The 20,247-nt window shown below is 55.6% G+C and carries 19 protein-coding genes; 18 read left to right on the forward strand and 1 reads right to left on the reverse strand.

The window, feature by feature from the left end; translation table 11 throughout:
* The first annotated feature begins 5 nt into the window (after positions 1-5).
* From N5O98_RS10720 to N5O98_RS10745, 6 genes are all read left to right on the forward strand, one after another.
* Positions 6-146: a hypothetical protein gene (locus N5O98_RS10720; protein WP_224241404.1), complete on the forward strand. Its 141-nt coding sequence runs from the start codon at positions 6-8 to the stop codon at positions 144-146.
* Positions 143-592: a hypothetical protein gene (locus N5O98_RS10725; protein WP_224241396.1), complete on the forward strand. Its 450-nt coding sequence runs from the start codon at positions 143-145 to the stop codon at positions 590-592. The genes N5O98_RS10720 and N5O98_RS10725 overlap by 4 nt, the downstream gene beginning before the upstream one ends.
* The gene (locus N5O98_RS10730) at positions 589-1,482 is read left to right on the forward strand and encodes a hypothetical protein (RefSeq protein WP_117677915.1); all 894 of its coding nucleotides are present in this window, start codon (positions 589-591) and stop codon (positions 1,480-1,482) included. Before N5O98_RS10725 ends, N5O98_RS10730 begins: the two co-directional genes overlap by 4 nt.
* A complete protein-coding gene (locus tag N5O98_RS10735) occupies positions 1,472-2,038 on the forward strand; it encodes a hypothetical protein (protein ID WP_008860779.1) in 567 nt (188 codons plus the stop codon). The genes N5O98_RS10730 and N5O98_RS10735 overlap by 11 nt, the downstream gene beginning before the upstream one ends.
* Positions 2,035-4,617, forward strand: coding sequence for a hypothetical protein (locus N5O98_RS10740; RefSeq protein WP_117677914.1), 2,583 nt, complete (start codon positions 2,035-2,037; stop codon positions 4,615-4,617). Before N5O98_RS10735 ends, N5O98_RS10740 begins: the two co-directional genes overlap by 4 nt.
* Before the next feature lie 114 nt (positions 4,618-4,731).
* Positions 4,732-5,226, forward strand: coding sequence for a hypothetical protein (locus tag N5O98_RS10745; protein WP_117677913.1), 495 nt, complete (start codon positions 4,732-4,734; stop codon positions 5,224-5,226).
* 108 nt (positions 5,227-5,334) lie between these two features.
* On the opposite strand, the gene N5O98_RS10750 is transcribed toward N5O98_RS10745, so the two are convergent.
* Positions 5,335-5,493 (reverse strand): hypothetical protein, encoded by a 159-nt coding sequence (locus N5O98_RS10750; protein ID WP_004322843.1) that lies wholly within the window; start codon positions 5,491-5,493, stop codon positions 5,335-5,337.
* A gap of 14 nt (positions 5,494-5,507) precedes the next feature.
* On the opposite strand from N5O98_RS10750, the gene N5O98_RS10755 reads away from it, so the two are divergent.
* The 12 genes from N5O98_RS10755 (at position 5,508) to N5O98_RS10810 (ending at position 20,246) form a co-directional block, all read left to right on the forward strand.
* Complete coding sequence (locus tag N5O98_RS10755; protein WP_117677912.1) at positions 5,508-6,767, forward strand: hypothetical protein; 1,260 nt, start codon at positions 5,508-5,510, stop codon at positions 6,765-6,767.
* Positions 6,768-6,841: 74 nt separating this feature from the next.
* Positions 6,842-7,909, forward strand: a complete 1,068-nt coding sequence (locus N5O98_RS10760; RefSeq protein ID WP_117677911.1) for a metallophosphoesterase family protein — start codon at positions 6,842-6,844, stop codon at positions 7,907-7,909.
* On the forward strand, positions 7,897-10,221 hold the full coding sequence (locus N5O98_RS10765; RefSeq protein ID WP_117677910.1) for an AAA family ATPase: 2,325 nt from the start codon (positions 7,897-7,899) through the stop codon (positions 10,219-10,221). Before N5O98_RS10760 ends, N5O98_RS10765 begins: the two co-directional genes overlap by 13 nt.
* The gene (locus tag N5O98_RS10770) at positions 10,196-10,681 is read left to right on the forward strand and encodes a crossover junction endodeoxyribonuclease RuvC (RefSeq protein ID WP_117677909.1); all 486 of its coding nucleotides are present in this window, start codon (positions 10,196-10,198) and stop codon (positions 10,679-10,681) included. Before N5O98_RS10765 ends, N5O98_RS10770 begins: the two co-directional genes overlap by 26 nt.
* A gap of 144 nt (positions 10,682-10,825) precedes the next feature.
* The gene (locus N5O98_RS10775) at positions 10,826-11,428 is read left to right on the forward strand and encodes an RNA polymerase sigma factor (RefSeq protein ID WP_004322848.1); all 603 of its coding nucleotides are present in this window, start codon (positions 10,826-10,828) and stop codon (positions 11,426-11,428) included.
* Positions 11,406-12,023 carry a hypothetical protein gene (locus tag N5O98_RS10780; protein ID WP_117677908.1) on the forward strand — a complete coding sequence of 206 codons (618 nt, stop codon included), beginning with the start codon at positions 11,406-11,408 and terminating at the stop codon, positions 12,021-12,023. Before N5O98_RS10775 ends, N5O98_RS10780 begins: the two co-directional genes overlap by 23 nt.
* Positions 12,020-13,375: a DnaB-like helicase C-terminal domain-containing protein gene (locus tag N5O98_RS10785; RefSeq protein WP_117677907.1), complete on the forward strand. Its 1,356-nt coding sequence runs from the start codon at positions 12,020-12,022 to the stop codon at positions 13,373-13,375. The genes N5O98_RS10780 and N5O98_RS10785 overlap by 4 nt, the downstream gene beginning before the upstream one ends.
* A gap of 634 nt (positions 13,376-14,009) precedes the next feature.
* Complete coding sequence (locus N5O98_RS10790) at positions 14,010-15,050, forward strand: toprim domain-containing protein (RefSeq protein ID WP_117677905.1); 1,041 nt, start codon at positions 14,010-14,012, stop codon at positions 15,048-15,050.
* The gene (locus tag N5O98_RS10795) at positions 15,047-16,804 is read left to right on the forward strand and encodes a PHP domain-containing protein (RefSeq protein WP_117677904.1); all 1,758 of its coding nucleotides are present in this window, start codon (positions 15,047-15,049) and stop codon (positions 16,802-16,804) included. Before N5O98_RS10790 ends, N5O98_RS10795 begins: the two co-directional genes overlap by 4 nt.
* Positions 16,770-17,537 (forward strand): DNA-methyltransferase, encoded by a 768-nt coding sequence (locus N5O98_RS10800; protein WP_117719653.1) that lies wholly within the window; start codon positions 16,770-16,772, stop codon positions 17,535-17,537. Before N5O98_RS10795 ends, N5O98_RS10800 begins: the two co-directional genes overlap by 35 nt.
* On the forward strand, positions 17,530-18,072 hold the full coding sequence (locus tag N5O98_RS10805; protein WP_004322855.1) for an HNH endonuclease: 543 nt from the start codon (positions 17,530-17,532) through the stop codon (positions 18,070-18,072). The genes N5O98_RS10800 and N5O98_RS10805 overlap by 8 nt, the downstream gene beginning before the upstream one ends.
* Positions 18,069-20,246 (forward strand): helix-hairpin-helix domain-containing protein, encoded by a 2,178-nt coding sequence (locus tag N5O98_RS10810; RefSeq protein ID WP_009316564.1) that lies wholly within the window; start codon positions 18,069-18,071, stop codon positions 20,244-20,246. The genes N5O98_RS10805 and N5O98_RS10810 overlap by 4 nt, the downstream gene beginning before the upstream one ends.
* Position 20,247 lies beyond the last annotated feature (1 nt).

A 20,247-nucleotide genomic window follows, 5' to 3' on the forward strand; every position in this document is an offset into this window, starting at 1 on the left:
GGGCGATGATAGTGCAGCGGAAACCGTCATTCTCGGCCATATACCGTACACGCTACACCATACGTTCGACAGCCGTGTGCGCCACAAGCGCAAAATCCGATGGTTTGCCGATGCCTCGTTCCGCCATATCGACTGGAGCGGCATGACCCCTTCGTCCGTCATCCTTCTCCGTGAGCTGCATGTGGAAGAACTGACGCTCCGGGGGTGCACGCTTGCACTGGACGGTTTCCGGATTTTGTCGGGCACTTACCGGATAGACCTGTCCGGAAGCATGGTATCCGACCTCTTGCCGCTCATCGAATGCCGTGGTCTGATGGAACTCGACCTGTCGGAGGTGCGAATCAAACCGACCGTATTGGACAAATACCTGATGGCTATCGTGGAATGCTACGGCAACCGGCGTAACTGCCGGATGACACTGCCTGTTTCCCCGACGGGGACTTACAGGGAGCCGGACCGGGACGAAACGACCGGACGCTACCGTATCATATCGGGTATGGAGGCCATATGGGTCATCCTGCATGAGGAGAGCTGGAACGAGGGCGGAGCCTGGGAGTTTATCATCGACAATAAAACTTATACAGTGGAATGAGCCGTACGATCAAGGAAATATACAACGAGGCCGTTGCGGAACGCAACCAGAGGCTGGAGCTGGCAGAGTTTGCCAGCGACTCCAAACTGTCCGTCATGAACGGCATCCTGTGGGTAGTGGCGGCAGCCATATACAGTTTCGAGACCCTGCTGGATGTCTTCGCGGTGGATATTTCCGAAGCCATCAACGGGCGTATCAACGGTACGCCTGCCTATTATGCCAACGCCCTGCTGCAGTACCAGCAGGGAGACGAACTGACGGTGCGGGAAGACGGGCTGGCGTTCGGCTATCCGAATGTCGACGAAACCAAACGCATCATCACACAGGTATCGTATGTGGAGAGTACCGATGACCGGAACCTGGACAGCAAGCTGATCCTGAAAGTAGCTACCGGCACGAAAGGCAACCTTTCCGCCATACCGCCTGAAGACCTGGTACCCATCAATGCCTATATCGGCAAGTTGAAGTTTGCCGGAACACGGGTGGAGGTCATCTCCACCAAGGGCGATGTGCTGATACCGCGCCTGACGGTCTTCCATGACGGGGCCGTACCTGAATCCGAGGTATATGACGCCATCGAGGAGCAGCTGAACGCCTATATGATGGAAATCGACTTCGATGCCGCCGTCTATGTCTCCCGTCTGACGGATGCCGTACGTCGTGCGGAACATGTGACCGATGTCCATATTGACGAGAATGCGGTACCCGAACAGGGAATCTTCATAGCCAGCCACGATACCGACGGCCATATCCGGCCCCCGCAGCGTGTCGCCCGCATGACCCATACCGCATCGGGATACCTGAAAGAATCATCCGGCAAGGACGAGGAGGCCGGCCTGCCCAACTTCCGTGAGGCCATCATCCTGAAAATAGAAAACCATGAGGTATAAGTTATCCATAGACCGCACCGTAAACCGCCTTGTCCCGCACTATCTGTCGGGACGGAAATTCATCCTGTTCGTGCAGAGCTGCCTCTACCCGCTGCAACGCACCAACGAGTGGTTCCGCAGTTTCACGAGGGAACGGCACATCGAGGCGCGCATGACCTCACAGGTCATCTATTTCGAGTGGTTCCTGAACTACCGGTTCGGTAAATACATCAAGGACGGCAAGGACCGCATCTTCATCAAGGACAGCACGAGTGTCGGTGTGGACCTGTACCACGAAGGGGCGGAATACCAGCGTCCTTTCACCGTATGGTACAACGGGGAACAGGTTACAACGGACAATGAGGCGGAACGCCCCCGTCCGTTCTACCTGCTGGCGGAAGAGAAGCTGATCAACAAGGTCAGCTTCATGGTCTGCGTCCCGCCCGTCACCATACCTCCGCGGGAACTGGTCTATATGCTTTCCTATGTGGTGAACACCTATAAGACAGCAGGCAAGACCTACCTGATCAAGATCGACGAAGACGAATACACCCCCAATAAGAATACAGGACAATGAAAGAATATATTGCGGAAACCGGCGGACGGTATACCTACTCGGACGATATCCTGAACTTGCAGGAACTGGCTCTCAGCATGAGTGCCGTTTTTGACGGCTGCTCGGACTTCATCATCTCCGGATGCGAGATCGAGGGTCCCCGCGTCTCCCCGGGTTATGTCTGGCTCGGCGGAAAGGTACGCCGTTTCGACGGCTGCGCCGATGCTGTCTATCCCTATTATATATACGAAATCAACCGGCATGAATCGGTGGTCTACGCCAATGAGGTCAACAAGCGCGGGCGTACCTGTTATCTCTGTGCCGGAGCCAAGGCTGTCCCGGATACGGTCGATCCGGTTACTGACAAACTGCCGGCGGCCATCGAGGTGACGGAGAGCTATGCACCCCGGTTCATCGACAAGTTCTTCGGCCGCTATGCTGTCCTGCTCGATACACCTTTTGCCCGGCAGACCGTCAAGAAGGATCTGGTGCTGGCCGGAACGTTCACCGGGCAGAAAGAAATCAGCTCCAAGACCGCCGTCTCCGTCAGCGGCGGGAACGGCTACATGCTCAAAGGCATCGTCAAGGCGGACGGCCATGCCGCCATCGGTGCCTACCTGCACGGTCTGCTTGTCAACGAGATTGTCATCCGGACGGACGGCACGTTCAGTTTCATGAAACAAGGCAAGGAACTGGCCAGGGTTACGGAAGACGGCATATCCTGCGGTACTTCGCTGAATGAAAACGCCCGGATCGGGGCTGTCCGCATCAAGGGATACGACATCTATAACACCTCGGATGTGACGGATGAGGGTTGTATCCGTATCAATTACCACGGCACGGAGGGCGGCGGAACAAAATACCGTGACTTTGCCGTGCATGACGGAAAAGCCTGCACCACACCTGTTTTGAAAGTCATCGGGCGTACCGCCACCCTGCAGGTCGGCGGACTGCTCTCCCTGCAAAGCACCGGACGGGGTATCGATATTCAGAATACCGCCTATACGAAAGACAATGCCAGGCTGACAAACCTGATTACCTGGCGCGACAGTGCCGCCGCGCTGCTCGCCACCGTCGGCTTCGACACCGCTGACAGTTTCCGTTTTGCGCTGAGGAACGCTCTGGGCGACATCGTGCTTGCCCCTTTGGGAGCGGTGGATGTGCTCGGTACGCTTAAAATCAACGGAAAATCCGTGTCCGACACCTATGTGACCGTCAGGGCCTTTACGGAGGCGATGGGAAAGAAAGTGGATGTGGTAGAAGGCAAACAGCTCTCTACCGAAGACTTCACGACCGAATACAGGAAGAAACTGGCGGCTATCACTACCGGAGAACTGACGGAGGGCGGCGAAGGTTATGTCACATCGGGAACCGTCGCGGCGGCTTTGAAAATGAAACTCTCCGCCGACGGGAACCTTTCCGATGTCATGGACAAGGCTGCCGCCCGGAAGAATATCGATGTCTATTCCAAAGCGGAAGCCGGGGAGGTATTTCTGGAAATCTCCGAAGGATTGAAGGAGCTGGTGCGCCTGACGGCGGACGAGATCAGCGGGCTGACGGCAGAGGAAGCCGCCGAACTGAAAGCAAAGCGGCAGGCGGCCGTCAGGGATACCCTCGATGCCGAAAAGAAAGGTACCGGGGAGCTGAAACTGGCCAAGACCTCGAACCTGTCCGACCTTCCGGACAAGGGCAAGGCACGCAAGAACCTCGAAGTCTATTCCACGGCCGAGATAGACCGGATGATGGACGGCAAGCTCGGGACTGACTCCGCTTACGAGGGCATTGTCTTCACACCCGAACTCAGGGACAAACTGCTGGAAATCAAGACCGGTTCGTTCGCCTACATAGATGAAGGTGGCATTTCGCACGCGCAGGTCGAGGGATACGTGATGACCTCGCAGGTTGTCAGGGAACTCAAGAAAAAGGCGGAACGGCTGATGGGCGGCTACAACGCTTCCGAAAAGGATACCATCGCTACCAACCTGAACCTGTATACCAAGGTCGGGGCGGACGCCCGCTTCGCCGCGCTTGAAAACCTGTTCCAGGATTACATCGACTTTTTGACCGGGCAAGGAAAATCCCCCATGGAAGCCCGGCAGCTCCTGCGGAACAAGTTGGACGTGCTGTCCAAAGACGAAATCGTCAAGGACTACCTGCGCAAGGACGGCAAACTTTCCGACCTGTCCTTGCCGACAGCGGAGGCGAAACGGCAGGCCTGCCGCGCTATCGGTGCCGCCTATGCGGAAGAATACCAGCCCCTGCTGGCGGATACAGGATGGATACGGATGGAAAACAGCGGCTCGGGAACAGATACCCAGGGGCTGTTTGTCCGCCAGATCGGGAATATCGTGTCCATACAGGGGTATATCAATACCGCACGCAGGGACGGCAGCAACTGGGGCGGCATCGTGGCCGTCATCCCGAACAAGATACAGCCCCCGAGATACAGCGTGCGCTGCAGCGCCGCTGACTGGAACGATGACCACAAGTACAACCGGGGCTCCTCGTTCACCATCTACGGCGGTTCGCGCAGGATACAGCTTTACGAGCGCGGTATGTACAATGTCAATGTAGAACTCAACTTCACCTATTTTGTATAGTCATGAAACATAAACTCAATGTAAACGGCGATATCGAAAGCCGACGGAGGATTGCGGAGCGCAGGAACGCTCCCGTCCGTGAAACCGTACAGCAAACCATTCAACCGCAACATCATGAAACAGAAGAAAATCAGGCGGCAGCCGCAGAAGAAACCGTCTCCCCGGCAGCAGAAGCCCCGAAAGCGAGAAGACGGAAGACCGCAGGGGACGCTTAAGCGCTTTCCTTTCGACGAGACACGGATAGGCTTCATGCTCCGGTATGAGATGCCGGTAGTCTATCATCTGCTCCGCAGGTTATGCGCCACGCAGCAGCCCTTCGAGCCGGACTGGCAGGTCATACGGTCGGTGGCGGAGGCATCGAAAGACCCTTCCTGCGGCAAGGCGAAGTTCCGCCGCTACCTGGACGAGTACCGCCGGGACGGGGTCTATTGCCGACGCGGGAAACGGCTCACGCCGGGGCGCAAAGCCTACTATGAAGGCATATGCCGCCGCAAGAGAGAAGAGTATATCCGCCGGAACCGCAGAAGGTTGCTTGCCGAAGCGCGGAACGCGCCGGGCGGCGACAGACTGCTCGGGGAGATTAAAAGCATTCTTAAAATGAAACGGTAATGCGTTGAAGGACAATACCGGTGACAAACATTCATGTACATGTATGGCTGTTCCGGGTGATTTGCCTAATTTTGTATTCCACGGTCGCTGCAAGACCTTTCCATATTATCAAATGAGTATCCTCTTTCGGGATACGGTCAGCGAGACATCCTCTCCCAGTTTTATCAGTTGAACGCGGACGGTGCAACCGAACCCGTCCGTCCTGTTACCAGTTTCTTTGCGATGCGGGTATGCCGTGTCGCATTCTTCGGGCATTTTTAAATCCATAAAACAAAGCGTTTATGCAAGAAGAAGAAAAGAACAACGGCATGGAAGGCATGTCTGTCGAGGAAATGTTCCTCGGCGTTCAGGAATCTTATCAGGAGGCACAGTTGCGTGCCCAGGAGGAGAACAGGGCTTTCGCCCGTACGGAGTTCTTCCGCATGGACAAGTTCGGGACTTACCGTCTCCGTATCCTGCCCATCGCTCCCAATCCGGACGGCTCGCCGACACGTCCGGGCTATGAGTATCCCGTCCACCAGCTGCTTCTGGAGCTGGAGAAACCCGCTACGGGGAACAAGCCCCAGAAGATGTATGTCACTGTCACCCGCGCTACCGATGCCGGATATAGCGTTGATCCCATCGAGACCTACCGCCGCATGGCCGTCGAAGCCGCAAAAGAGGACGGGGACGACAAACTGGCGGAAAAGATTGCCGGGGGCTCGTTCGGAGGCGGTCTGAAATACAGTTATGGCCACTGTCTCTATGTATTCGACCTGGGTGAACGTGCCAAAGGCGTGCAGATGATGACCCTTTCCCATGCCCAGTTTAAGGACCTGGATGAGAGGAAGTTCAAGCTGTGGAGCAAGAAACTGGCCAAGAATCCGTCTTACCCGTGCCCGGTTTCCTCGGTGTATGACGCCTATCCGGTGGAGATTGAAAAGCGCAAGAACGGAGCCAAGACCGAGTATGTCATTTCCATTGACAACGAATCGGAACCGGTACCGTTGACCAAGGAGGAGCTGACCGCCCTGATGGGTGCGCCGCGTATCCCGGAAATCATCTACCGCTACACCCGTTATCATCTGGGAGCCACCGTCGAGTTCCTCAAACAGTGCGACGGCATCTACGGCATGTCGCTCATGGAGACGGATGAAATGAAGACGGTCATCGACACGCTGGACGGTGAACTGCCCAAGGAGGACACATCCGCGTTCTCGTTCGACCGCCGTACGAAAGATAACAGGGAAAACGGGCGTGAAGGCGGAGGCATCTCGCTGGACGACCTTTTCGAACGTTATGACGAGCTTCAGCGGCAGGAACTCGGTGACAAGACCGAGGAGGGCCAGGAGCTGCGTGCGATGATCCGCGGCTACATCGAGCAGGAAGGACTCTCCGTGCGTGTCACACGCTCCACGAGCAACCGTGAACTGCTCGACCTGATCGAAAGCGAGATGGAGGGTCCGAAGCCCGGTGACGAACCGGAGGATGCCCCCGGGGAGGAAGAAGAGCAGCCGGAGGAAACGGAAGAGCGTGCCGGGCGTCCCCGCCGCCGCAGATAAGCCTTTCACAAGTTCTTGAATTCTAATCCGACGGGAGGCATCAGGGCCTCCCGTCCTAATCACAATCGCTTAGTATGAAAGAGAACAAACCCTGCCTTTTGTTATTGAATGACATCCACATCTCGAAAGACAACATCCCTGCATTCCAGGCCAACTGGCAGGAGGCCATGGGGATTTGCAGGGAACGGGATATCCGGGAAGTGGTTGTCGGAGGAGACCTGTTCTTTTCCCGTGCCGCCCAGACACTCGATGTCCTGCTGGCCGTCAGGGATATGCTTGTATCCGCCGCGGACCATGGCATCCATGTCACGCTGGCGGAAGGGAACCACGACAAGGTGAACCAGGAATCCCTGCGCGGATATTGTCATGTCTTCGACCGGCATCCGAATGTGACTGTCGTGGATGAGTACCTGACCCTGTGCCGCCCGGAATGGAAGTTCACGCTCCATGTAATGAGCTATTTTCCGGAAGACGGCTCTTTTGCCGAAAGGCTCGGACGATTGGCTGCGGAAGCGCTTTCCGGAAAACCGGAGCACTTCCTCTACATCCATGAGGGTATCAACGGGGCATTGGCACAGCCTTCGGAGAAGGAGCTGCCTGCCAGGATATTCTCTCCTTTCGACAAGGTCTTTGTCGGCCATTACCACAACCGTACCGTCATTCCGGGGACGGGAATCGAATATATCGGTTCCTCGCGCCAGCACAACTTCGGGGAGGACGAGGAGAAAGGATACACGGTGCTGTACACGGACGGCACGCACGAGTTTGTCAAGAACCGCGTGAACATGCGGTACCGTGTCATGGATGTGCCGGCGGAACGTGCCGGGCTGCACCTGATGGACGAGCTGCGTGAAATGGAGGCCGACGGCCGCTACAAGGTCAAGGTGCGTATCCATGCACCTGCCGCCGCGATGAAATCGGTGGACAAGGCCGTCTTGCTGGAAGCCGGAGCGGCGAAGGTGGAACTGGTTGCCGATGACGAGCAGCCGCCGGAAGCGGTATCCTCTTCGCTCTTCGAGAAATTCGACAGCCGCCGCATCCGGGAAACCTACGAGGACTTCTGCCGGGAGAAACAGATCGAGGATGTGTCGATGGGATTGGAGTATTTATCTAAAATAGAAAACAGATCATGTGGAAATTAAAGACGATAGAAGCCGAAAATCTCTGCGCCTTCCGTTCGCTGTCCTACACGCTGCGGCAAGGCGTGACGACATTGATTTTCGGCGATAACCGGGACAATGACTCCCAGCAGTCGAACGGGGCCGGCAAGTCTGCCCTGTTGGAATGCATCGCCGTGGGTATCACGGGCAGCCCGCTTAGAAAGATACGCTCAGAGGAGATTATCAACGATGCGGCGGAAGAATGCCGCGTCGCCTTACATTTCATCAACGATTCCGCCGCCGAGGAACTGCTCGTCAACCGCCGTATCCCGCGCAAGGGGGCCTCCTCTGTCAGCTGCACGCTTTACCGTGGGGGCAGGCAGGTGATGACCGACGAGGCGGTACAACCTTCGGTTGACGCCTATAATCGGTATATTCTTGACAAACTGGGTGTCACACGCGACGAGCTGCTCAACAATTTCATCCTTTCCAAATACCGGTATGAGGATTTCCTCTCGTCATCGGACAAGGAGAAGAAAGAGGTCATCAACCGCTTTTCCAACGGTATCCTGGTGGATGAAGCCATAGCCCAAGTGGAGGAAGACATCGTGCCGCTCTCTGAAAAGAAACGGCAGGTGGAACTGGAACTGGCCGGGTTGGACGGGCGTATCGGGATGTTACAGGAGCAGATACGCAAGGAGGAGGAAGCCGGAGCCGAGCGGGGGCGTACCCGTGTGGAACGTATCATGGGACTGGAAACGGCCATAGCGGCCAAGAGGGAGCAGATCCGTACCGGGCACGAGAACGTGGACAGGCTTGAGGAACAGCTTGCCGGAGTGCAGCGGGCGGACGAGGCTTTGCAGGAACTGGAAGCCGGAGATACCGCATTGGAAGCATGTCTGGAAAAGATAGCGGAAATGATGTCCCTCTTTCCCGATGCCCGGCAGACGGACTGGGACAAGGTCATTGCCGAAAAGAAAGGACGGTTACAGACCGCCACAGAGCGGTTGAAGGATTGCGATGCCGTCTTGAAACAGGCGGAACAGGAACTGAAAAACAGGACTGACGGCTGGGAACAGTTCAAGAAGGAGTATGCCGCATTCTGTGAGGCATACAGGGATCAGTCCGATACGACTGCGGAGAGACTGCGGGAAATCGACATCCGTCTGCGCGACCTGTCCGGCAGCATCGAGGAACTGCGCCATAAACGGCGTATCGTTTCTGCCGGTATTGACGGCCTCTCGAACAAACTGGCCGGCTCCATCACCTGTCCTTTCTGCGGGTATGAGTTTCTGGTGGCAGAACCACAGTTCGACATCAAGGCCGGCATGAAGGAACTGAAGCTCCGTCAACGGCAGCTCACGGAAATCAACGGCCGTATCGATGAGAAGCAGGAGGAGACGGATGCCGTGGAGTTGCAGCAGAACCGGCTGAACCATGAGCGCCGGATATTGGAAGGCAGACGCACCGGATGGGAGGAGCAGCTGGCCGGGCACGAACGGGCCGTCAGGAATGCCACCCGCCACGTGGAAGAGGTGGAAAGCGGGCATAAACGCATCGCTTCCGAAATTACCGCCCTGCAAAGTGAAATCGAAGGTGTCCGCCGCAAGGTATTCGACGAGGTGTTCGGATTCATAGACGAGCGCAATGCCGCACTGAACCGCGGCATACGGGTAGGCAAGGAAGATATACAGGCCGCGGCCTGCGCCATCGACACTTTGCAGGCCACGATCCGGGAGCTGGATGAGGCGGCTTCACCCGACCTCATACAATCGCTCAAGGACACTCTCCGTGAAACGCGCGGAAAGTCTAACGAGGCGGCAGGGCGCAAGACGGCCGTCGATACCCGGGTCCGTGCACTGGAGATACAGCGGGAACGGTTCGTGCAGTTCAAGACCTATCTGGCCAACACGAAAATCGAGGCGCTCAGCCGTATTACCAACGAGTTCCTGCAAAACATCGGCAGCGACATCCGTATCCGCTTCGACGGGTATACCATTCTCAAGAGCGGTAAGGTAAGGGAGAAAATCTCCATCTCGCTGTTGCGCGACGGCATGGACTGCGGCTCGTTCGGCAAGTTCTCGGCAGGCGAAGCCGCCCGTGTGAATTTGGCGACCATCCTTGCCATGCAGAAACTCGTGAACAGCAACTGCGACGGGGACAAAGGACTGGACCTGCTCGTGCTGGACGAGATACTTGAGGCGGTCGATGAAGCGGGGCTGGCCTCCATGTTCGAGGCGCTGAACTCGCTCGGCGGTACCGTGCTGGTCGTCTCGCACGGGAATGTGGCGGAGGGGTATCCGCATAAACTGGTAATCGTGAAAGAGAATGGCGAATCAAGACTCGGAGAATAGCGTACTGACCCGGGAGCAGGTACTGGCGCTGGACATTGCCACGCATACCGGATACTTCTCCCTGCATGAGGCCGGGACATGGAACTTCACCGAAAGCAAACGGCGCAACGGCAACAAGATGCACGGCGCTTTCAGGACTACGCTGCTCTCGCTACTCCGTCGTTACGGCATCCGCCGCGTCGTGGCCGAGGATGTGAGCGTGAACCGCCATTTCTACGACATGCGGCGGCTCTCGGAACTCAGGGGCGTCCTGCTCGAAGTGTGCGATGAACTGGATATCCCGGAACCGGAGTTCGTCAACCCGGCTGTCCTCAAGAAATGGGCGACGGGAGACGGACACGCCACCAAGACGCAGATGGTCGCGGCCTGCAAGGACAGGTACGGTATTGTCCCGGTGGATGACAACGCGGCGGATGCCTGCCACCTCTTCTACTATTACATCCGCAGGCACAGGCTGTGACAAGCCGACAACGGTTTGGATTTTTTTCGGGCGGCGGTAATGCTGCCGCCCGTTTTTTCAATTGACGCTCACGGTAGCTGACAGATTAGGACATGAGATTCATTATCAACCTTTTCAGTCAGTGGAAACGTGGAAAAGAAAGATGTGTTTATTGCGGTTCTCCAGCCTGAAGACGAATCCGCGAGACAGAGGGCGGAACTTCTCAGAAAATATGTGATGCCGCACAAGAATCTGATATACAGCATTTGTATCAAATATACCTATAACCAGGAGGACATCGAGGACAACTACCTCGAGGCGTTGGCCAACTTCTTCAAGTATATGGACAGTTATGACCCGGCCCGTCCGGTAAAGACCTGGATCTATGCCGTGACCAAACGGCTTGTGGCGGACCTGAACAACCGCAACAGGAACCGCATGCCCCCGGACGACAATATCGACATTTCGGAAATATCCTCTTCGCTGTCGGATGAGGACGAACCGTCGGGAAACAGCATGGGGATGGACAACTACCGCGAGTTCTATAACGATGACATCCTCTGGGCACTGGACCGGCTCAAACCGATTTACCGGGAAGCCCTGCTCTTGCAGCAGGCTGGTTACAAACTCGGGGAAATCATGGAAATCACCTATAACAACGGTACTTTGCAGACCAGGAACGTAGAAACGGTAAAAAGCCGCATCTTCCTAGCCAAGACGCAGCTGCGCAAACTATTGACACGCGATGGAGAGAAAAGAATGGATTGACGGATGCCGGAGGCTCTTTACACGGCTGGTCCGCACCACGGTGTGGGCGGATTTTGTGTTCCCTACCGGCGGCAAGTCGGACAGGCAGCTCGGGATGTGTTTCGACGGCTTGTGCCGGGAGGTCGTCTCCGTCAGTGCGGAACGCCTGTCCGACTTCTGTATCTGCCAGACATATGCCATTTCCGGATATGATACCGCGTATCGCAGGAAATGGAACGTCTCGCATTCATTCGGAAAGAAAGCCATCGACCGCTATCTCCGCTCGGGAAAGGAACGCCGCTACCGGGAGGACCGGTGGCTGAAGAGTTTCGGGCTGTCACGGCATGATTTGGCGCGGGCAGTGGAAGACCGCCGCAGCCATCCGTTCGGGCGTTTTATTTATCCGGAATACGAGGAGACGACCAAGCGGCGACTGCTCTCCACCGAAGCGGGATATCTCATCTGTGCGCTCTCCACGCTGATGTGGACGCCTTTCTCCCCGTCATGCTCAAAATGTGCGAAAGCGGAGCCGTGCCGCAGAAGGACACAGGCGCGCTATCCGGAACTGTACCGTATCCGCTGTGAGGCGTGGCGGAAAAAGGAGGCGAAGCCATGAGTGCCGTCAATCCGCTCAGTGCCGAGTTCCTGTATGAACTCTATGCCACGGCGCTCAGACAGGAACCGTTGTGTGCCGTCCTAGCCCGGCATATGCGCAAGGAATACCTGCCGGACCGTTCGTTCCAGCAGGTACAGGAGGCGATAGCCGTACACTTCAAGACATACAAGACACCGCCGTCGTATGCCGTGCTGGCACAGACCTTCCATGAGGATTACGACGCCATCGAGCTGATAGACACTTTCCGGGAGTATGACGAGGGACAGAGTGCCGAGGTGATGACCGACATGCTGGAGTCCTACATCAAGGGGGTCCGGTTGCAGTCGGTCTATGCGGAGGTCGGGAAACTGTATAACGAGAACAAACAGGACAAGGCGGAGAAGACTCTTCGGGAATATGCCGAGTGGCTGGCAGGGTTCACGCTGAAGAGCACCTCGTTCGTCGATGTGGCCGCGACTTTCAAGGAGCGTTTCGAGAGGAACCGCCGGCGCGAGGAGGAAGAGGAACGCTCGGCCGCCCCTCGTGTGTCCCGCTTCTATATCCCGTATCTGGATGCGCTCAATGCCGGACGTAACCTGCGAGGTCAGCTGACCTGTTTCCTGGCCAGCACAGGCGTGGGAAAGTCACACATCGCCAAATGGATCGGTGTCAGGGCGGATATCGATGACGGGCTGCATGTGCTGCATTTCCAGCTGGAAGGTTCGGAAGAAGAGGCGTTGAACGCCTATTCCGGCGGACTGATTTCCAGGAACGCCTACTATTACGAGCGGGGAAAGATTTCGGATACGGAGATGAGACATCTGGAAAAACTGGTCGCCTCGTATGCCGGAAGCATCACGGTGCGCAGTTACCCGCGTTTCAATGCCCAGGTCTCGACACTCGACATCAAGAACGGCATTTCGGAATACAGGAAGCTCAAAGGATATAATCCGGACATCGTGATTGTGGATTCGATGGACTTGCTGACGGATGCCAACCGCCGTTCATGGGGAGCCGACCATGAACGGGCGAAGCGTATCGCGGTGGCTAATGACCTGAAGGACCTGGCGGCGGACGAAAAGGTATGGATGGTGGTGACTTACCAGTCTACCATCGAAGACCGGGAGTGGCTGAATGACGAGCGGAACGTGCTGACCGAGTACAACTGTTCGGAGGCCAAAGGTCTGGCCCGCCCGTGCACGCACCTTGTTTCGCTCAACCAGTCATCGGCTGAAAGAAAGGAGAACGTTATGCGCCTGCACGTGGCCAAAAGCCGGTTCTTCAAGAAAGGAGACACTATCAGGATTGCCACCGACTACGACAATGAGGTGTTCTATGACGGGCAGAGGACACTGAATCTGAACAGGGAATAAAAAGCCATCGATCCGGATGCGGTGTGTCGGTGGCTTTTTGACTTGTAACGACTGGAATGTTGAGAATATATGGCAGCTTACATGCGTAAAACCAATTCCGGACAGATACGATTTTTATTGTATGCCCTTTGTATTCCGCCATATCGTCCGTTCCCCATGTTATCAACAGCAGGTTTTCACATTTCAATTCCTCTGCCGCCTCCAAGGCTTTCAGTTTCCGCTCACGGGTCTTGGCGTTCGAGATATCATACGACCTTTGTTCGAGGAAAGTTCGAATGACCTCGCAAATACAAATCCATTATCTGTAGTAATTGGAAAACGATACTTTTCATTCAGTATATTTATTGTACTGCACAAAAAATACGCTTTTTTTATGTAGAGAGTGATCATTTTAGAAAAGTACATCTCTACACCTGAAAATCAGCCAATGCTGATTTTCAATCTCCTTATTTATATATTGTTTTATCGATTGGACAAAAGCAGTCTTTTTTGTCCAGCCGGGAAGACAATTTCTCTTTTCCTTTGGGTGGAACAGACCTTCCATGATTCTGCCGGTCTATTTTTATTGGGCTAATCCGGATTCTTTTTCCAAACATTTCAAACCAACCTGTAGCGGTCACGACTATACCTTAATATGGAACTGTCGGTACAGGAATATCAATATCTGGTTTCGGAGATAACCCGCGAGACGGGTGCCAAACGGGACGGGAGCGGTAAGAACCTTATCGTTCCGCGCTGCCCGTTCTGCGGAAAGTCGGGCGGTAAGTTCGGTATCTACATCGGCAAGGCGACTGCCCACCGCTGGCCTTTCATGGCCCACTGCTTCTCCTGCGGGGCATCCACCCGTACATTGGAGCAACTTCTGGCGGCTATCGGTCGCATGGACCTGATGGTTTTGCAGACAGCCGACATTGCCGCACCGTTGAACCTGCACCTGCTGGAGAAGGACGAGGCGGAAGAAATAGACGACGAACTGGTGCCGGTCGAATTGCCGGACTTTTACAAGCGCACTTTCCGGCATCCGTATTTGCAGCGGCGCGGCTTCTGTTTCGACGATTACGAGTATTTCCCGGTCGGGATAACCGGCAGGCTCAATCCGCGCTACGCTGACTATGTCGTTTTTCCGGTCATCGATGACTGTACGGTTGTCGGCTATGTCTCCCGCCATACCTGGCCGAAAGAGGATATAGACGCCCACAACCGCAAGACCAGACATAGCGGCGGGTACAGGATCCTGCGTTACCGGAACTCCACGGAAAACGACTTTTCCAAACTCCTTTATAACTACGATGCCGTCCGTATGGATGAAACCGATACGGTCATCCTCGCGGAAGGTATTTTCGATGTCATCGCCCTGACCCGCAGACTCGAACTCTATGACAATTCCCATGTCGCAGCCGTGGCCACTTTCGGAAAGAAAATATCCGATGTACAGATCTACAAGCTGCAATCGAAAGGCGTCAGAACTGTAGTCATCGGTTACGATGGTGATGCCGTCGAGTCGGTAAAGCGGACGGCGGAACGGCTGAAACCCTATTTCGAGGTTTTCATCGCGGACATTGCCGATGCCGCCAAAGACTGGGACGAACTCACGGAAGCGGAAATCTACGGGATTTTCGCCTGCCGCCTGCTGTCCGTCCTTGAATACAAACTCAAAAAAGTACAGGAAAGATGATACAAGAACTTTTCTCATGGCTCGATGCACAACGGATAACCTATATCCCGGTCGATACGGAAGTGGTGGATATTCCCGGCTTCGGGCGGCTTTTCACGGCCGACCTGTCGGGAGTGGAATCCATTTTCCGCAGCGACGGGGACAAGCTCGTGTTCAACCTGATGGAAAGTCCGGATGTGCTGATGGAAGAAGGAATCTTCCATGTGGCCTTCCCGTTCGGCAGGAACTGGTACTATTATGACTTGCGGGAAGAATTCCGTTTCAACCTGCTGAGATATATCGGCCGACCCAAGCCTCCAGTACACGATGTACCTTTCGTGAACCTCGGCATCCATACCTCCTACGAACTGCTGAACGCCTGCGGCTCGCCGGAAGATTTGTGCCGCAAGGCGAAATGGCTCGGGCATACGGCTGTCGGCATCTGCGACCGTAATACAATGGCCGCCACGCTGAACCTTCAGAAGGAGTGCGCCAATACCGGGCTGAAACATATATTCGGCTACTCGCTGACAATGACGCACGAAGAAGAACGTGTCGGGCTGAAGATTTATGCCTTGGATAACGAGGGACTGCATAATCTGCTGCGCATCCAACGGGCCGTCATGGTCGATTCGGAAGACAACACCCTCCGCTATGAACAGCTGCTGATGTATGCCGCAGGTTGTGTGCCGGTCTTTGCCACCCGTTCAGTCTACTGGATGACCGGACATCCCAAACAGGTGGAGCGTATCCGAAAAGGTGCCGAAGCGGTCTATTACCAGATTGATGCCAACGAATACAAGGCGGACCGCATTGACAGGGAGCAACTGGAAGCCCTGAAATATTATTTCGGCAACTGTTATGATGCCGACACGGATTCATTTACAGTAGAACCAGTCCTGATTCCGGACTGCTACTACATGGACAAGGACGATGCAGGGTACAGAATCGTGGTGAACAAGATTGCCACGGGAACCGCCCATGAACAGAGCGATGACCAGTATTTCAAGACAGCGGATGAATTGTATGACACGCTCCGTCCTCTGTTCTCCGGGCAATGGGACTTCGATTCCCTGTTTAGGCGCATGTGCCGTCCCACGGTGGAGATTGCCGGACGTGCGGACGCCTCATTCGAGACCGGGCGAATGTTCATGCCGGAATACCGTATGCGACCGGAAGAGCGGGAACGGTATGGTGACCGCCGTACGATGTTCCTCCGACTGCTTGACGACGGGCTGGACCGGAAAGTGCCGGAACCGGAGCGGGAACGCTATCGGGAACGGCTGGACGAGGAAGTCTATATCATTGAATCGACCGACAATGTGGACTATTTCCTGGTGCAGTGGGATATGGTGCGGGAGGCGCACCGGAGAGGCATCGCAACTGGTATAGGTCGCGGTTCCGCCGGGGGCTCGCTGGTTTCCTACTTGCTTGGCATAACCTCCATCGACCCGCTGAAATACGACCTTATCTTCTCGCGCTTCCTCGTGCCGGAACGCTGCGGGCTCAGCTGGAAAGACGAACTGACGGTGCTTGCCCCGGACATCACACTCGGCAAGGGCGAACGCTATGTGGAGATGGAATCTGAAGGCAAGACTTACCGTCTGTGCACGGATGCCCGGATGCGGGTAATCCGTAACGGAGAAGAGCGGACGATATACGCAGATGAATTGATGTGTGGCGACGAAATCCTTTTTGACCGCCGAGATTGCTTGTGGAACCTAAAGGAACTCGAAACCCATGAATCCGACCTACGAACACCACCGTCCCTATGACGGTTGCGACCTTTACCGGGGCGATGCACTCGATGTGCTGCCCCTGCTGGCTGAAGAAGGCATCACTGCCGACATGGTATTGTCAGACCCTCCATACGGTACGACACATTGTCGATGGGACGCCGTGATAGACATCCCCGGGATGTGGAATGCTGTACAGGGCATATCCAGACCTGACACTCCCGTACTGCTGTTCTGCCAGCATCCTTTTACGAGCCTGCTGGGCAGCTCCAATCTCCGCAGGCTGCGGTATGCCTGGGTATGGGAGAAGACGCAGGCGACAGGCTTCCTAAACGCCAGGCGTATGCCGATGAAGGCGCACGAGGACATTCTGGTCTTTTACGACAGGTTGCCGAAGTATCATCCGATCAAGATGGACGGGCACAAGCGCAAGGTCGTGATGGCCGAACACCAGCGGAAATGCGATGCCGGCGAGATATACCGGAAGCACGATAATTTCCGGGATTACATATCCACGGAACGCTATCCGCGCAGTGTGCTGAAATTCAAGACGGACAAGCAGCTCTCCTGCCTGCACGCGACACAGAAACCTGTCGCCCTGCTGGAATACCTGATACGCACCTACACCGACGAAGGAGACATCGTCCTCGACTTTGCGATGGGCAGCGGCAGTACAGCCGTGGCCTGCCGGAATACGGGACGCCGGTTCATCGGCGTGGAGATAGACCTGGGAATTTTTCAGACAGCACTAAACCGTATAACCCATGGCTGACACCCGGGAAATCTGGGTGGATATCAAGAACTATGAAGGAAAGTACAAGATCAGCAACCTCGGGCGTGTCAAGAGTCTGGAACGGCAAGTTTCGCATGACGGTATCACCTGGACACAACCCGAACGTATCATGTGTCATTGGTGTGGGACGACTTCGCTCTATGACTGTGTCCGACTCTACAAGGGCGGTGTCGGAAAGAAGTTCTCCGTGCACCGTCTGGTGGCACAGCACTTCCTGCCCGACTGGAATCCGGGACTGGAGGTGAACCATATCGACGGGAACCGCGACAACAACCGTGCGGATAACCTGGAAATGTGTACGCACCAGCGGAATATGGAACATGCCATAGCGGGTGGCCTCAAACGGGATTACGGCGAGAAAAGCGTGAACGCCAAACTGACCAACGGGCAGGCGGAAGAGATACGGGTGAGGTATTCCTCCGGCCAGGCTTCCCAGAACAGCCTGGCAAAACAGTACGGTGTCAGCCGCCAGACGGTAAGCGCGATAATACGATACAAGAAATATATCAGATGAAAGTAACACATATAAGAATCAGGAAAGCAGACGGACCGCTGACGGTCATGGATGCCTTTGTGGACAAAGGACTGACAGAAGGCGGCCACGCTTCGCTGCCGGACATAGATGTCGACTATGCCTCCGACCGGCGGCAGGAGATCAAGGATTACCTGGAAGAACGGTACAACGCGGACGGCCGCCAGCGTGTCTTTTCCGCCGGCACCTTTACCACGATGAAACTGAAAGCCGCCTTGAAGGACGTGGCACGCGTACACCGCGTGCCTCACTCCATCGTGAACTATATTACCGCCATGATAGATGACGGCACGGACTGGACAGGACTGTTCAGACAGGCTGCCTTCAACAGAAAACTTCGGGACTTTATCCAGACCTATCCGCTGGTCATCGAGGACGTGCAAGGATTGCTCGGACAGCCCAAAGCGGCCTCCATACACGCCTCGGCCATCGTTGTCACACCGGACACGCGGGACGGCAGGCCCGCCGAATGCTTCGATTTCCTGCCGGTCCGTAAGATGGACGGGGCACTGGTATCGGAGTTCGACGGCTATTCGGTCGATGAGATCGGATTGTTGAAGGAGGATGTGCTGGCGACAAAGGAACTTGCCAAACTGAGTGCCGTCATCGCGTTGGTCAACCGGAATTTCGGGCAGGAACTTACTATCGGGCGTATTACGCAGGATATGCTGGAAGACGGGAAGACCTACCGACTGCTCTCGGACGGCAACACGCAGAATGTGTTCCAGTTCTCTTCGCCGGGCATTACCCGGTTTATCCAGGATGTACAGCCGGAGTGTATCGAGGACCTGATCGCCATCAATGCCCTGTACCGTCCCGCCACACTCGACATCGGTGCCACCGATGATTATGTCCGTTTCAGGCGTGGCGAAGTGGCCCCGGTCTATAACTACGGCTGTTATGAAGCAACGAAGAACACTTTCGGAATCATGGTCTACCAGGAGCAGTTCATGTCCGTTGCTCATACGCTCGGGGGATTCGACCTCGGGAAGACCGACTATCTGCGCAAGGCCATAGGAAAGAAGAAAGCCGACCTGATGGCCACGCTGAAGGCGGATTTCATTGCCGGAGCCGTCGGGAACGGATGCCCGGACTATGAGGCGGAGGAAATCTGGCACAAGATAGAGGTAGCCGGGAAATATTCGTTCAACCGTTCCCATGCCGCGGCATACGCCCTTACAGCCTATTGCGGGGCATGGCTCAAGGCCAATTACCCCTCGGCATTCTACACGGTGGCATTGCAATGGGCGGACGACAAGGAGATTCCTTCGTTGATGGCGGAGATGGAACGCTGCTCGTCGGCCAAGATCGTGCCGCCGGACATCAACCGCTCCGGGACGGAGTTCTTCACCGACTATGCCACCGATGAAATCTTCTGGTCGCTTACCCGTATCAAACAGGTCGGTGTCAAGACAGTGGAATACATCGTCACGGAACGCGACCGGGGCGGGGCATATACCGGTATCGAGAACTTCATCCACCGCATATTCCGTTACAAACTCAAGAAATACAGTTACTGGGACGACCCCGACAACGCGGAAGAGGCCGTGAAAGTCCCCGTGAACGCCCGGCATGTCAAGCACATGATCCTTGCCGGATGCTTCGACCGTATCGAAAAAGTCGGGGCGGTTACCGAACGCTGCGCGCTGCTCGAACGCGCAGCACGGGAACTGGGATTCTCCCTTTCTGAAAAAGACTTCCCGCAGGACATGCGCGGGCGGCATTTCTTCTGGTCGCAGCAGCAGATTGCCGTGTCGGGCATAGGCAGCATCGATTATCGCCGCATCTTCAACAATTCGGAAGCCCGCAGGCAGGTCAAGGGAAAAGCCTCTTACCTGACCCTGGACGAGGTGGCACGGGACGAGAACGACGGCAGGCGTGCGACTGTCTGCGCCACGGTGGTGGATGTAACCGAACATACCTACAAGGACAGGGAGACGGGAAGCCGGAAGCGTTTCGCCAAGCTGACACTCTCCCAGAACAACCGTCTGGCGGAATGTGTATGCTGGAACGACTATTACATGGAACACCACACCGTGATCCAGTCGCTCAAAGACCGGGTGGTCATCCTCACTGCCGTCATCCGTTACAGCGACTACAACGGATGCAATACATTACAGACCTATAGGAACTCATTGTTATTCATTCAATCCTGAA

This window comes from Bacteroides sp. LFL-34, from assembly GCF_027257075.1.
Classification (GTDB): Bacteria; Bacteroidota; Bacteroidia; order Bacteroidales; family Bacteroidaceae; genus Bacteroides; species Bacteroides ovatus.

Coding starts and splice junctions, on each gene's coding strand:
- N5O98_RS10720 (WP_224241404.1), top strand. CDS start 6: ATGATAGTGCAGCGGAAACCGTCATTCTCGGCCATATACCGTACACGC.
- N5O98_RS10725 (WP_224241396.1), top strand. CDS start 143: ATGACCCCTTCGTCCGTCATCCTTCTCCGTGAGCTGCATGTGGAAGAA.
- N5O98_RS10730 (WP_117677915.1), top strand. CDS start 589: ATGAGCCGTACGATCAAGGAAATATACAACGAGGCCGTTGCGGAACGC.
- N5O98_RS10735 (WP_008860779.1), top strand. CDS start 1,472: ATGAGGTATAAGTTATCCATAGACCGCACCGTAAACCGCCTTGTCCCG.
- N5O98_RS10740 (WP_117677914.1), top strand. CDS start 2,035: ATGAAAGAATATATTGCGGAAACCGGCGGACGGTATACCTACTCGGAC.
- N5O98_RS10745 (WP_117677913.1), top strand. CDS start 4,732: ATGAAACAGAAGAAAATCAGGCGGCAGCCGCAGAAGAAACCGTCTCCC.
- N5O98_RS10750 (WP_004322843.1), bottom strand. CDS start 5,493: ATGGATTTAAAAATGCCCGAAGAATGCGACACGGCATACCCGCATCGC.
- N5O98_RS10755 (WP_117677912.1), top strand. CDS start 5,508: ATGCAAGAAGAAGAAAAGAACAACGGCATGGAAGGCATGTCTGTCGAG.
- N5O98_RS10760 (WP_117677911.1), top strand. CDS start 6,842: ATGAAAGAGAACAAACCCTGCCTTTTGTTATTGAATGACATCCACATC.
- N5O98_RS10765 (WP_117677910.1), top strand. CDS start 7,897: ATGTGGAAATTAAAGACGATAGAAGCCGAAAATCTCTGCGCCTTCCGT.
- N5O98_RS10770 (WP_117677909.1), top strand. CDS start 10,196: ATGGCGAATCAAGACTCGGAGAATAGCGTACTGACCCGGGAGCAGGTA.
- N5O98_RS10780 (WP_117677908.1), top strand. CDS start 11,406: ATGGAGAGAAAAGAATGGATTGACGGATGCCGGAGGCTCTTTACACGG.
- N5O98_RS10785 (WP_117677907.1), top strand. CDS start 12,020: ATGAGTGCCGTCAATCCGCTCAGTGCCGAGTTCCTGTATGAACTCTAT.
- N5O98_RS10790 (WP_117677905.1), top strand. CDS start 14,010: ATGGAACTGTCGGTACAGGAATATCAATATCTGGTTTCGGAGATAACC.
- N5O98_RS10795 (WP_117677904.1), top strand. CDS start 15,047: ATGATACAAGAACTTTTCTCATGGCTCGATGCACAACGGATAACCTAT.
- N5O98_RS10800 (WP_117719653.1), top strand. CDS start 16,770: ATGAATCCGACCTACGAACACCACCGTCCCTATGACGGTTGCGACCTT.
- N5O98_RS10805 (WP_004322855.1), top strand. CDS start 17,530: ATGGCTGACACCCGGGAAATCTGGGTGGATATCAAGAACTATGAAGGA.
- N5O98_RS10810 (WP_009316564.1), top strand. CDS start 18,069: ATGAAAGTAACACATATAAGAATCAGGAAAGCAGACGGACCGCTGACG.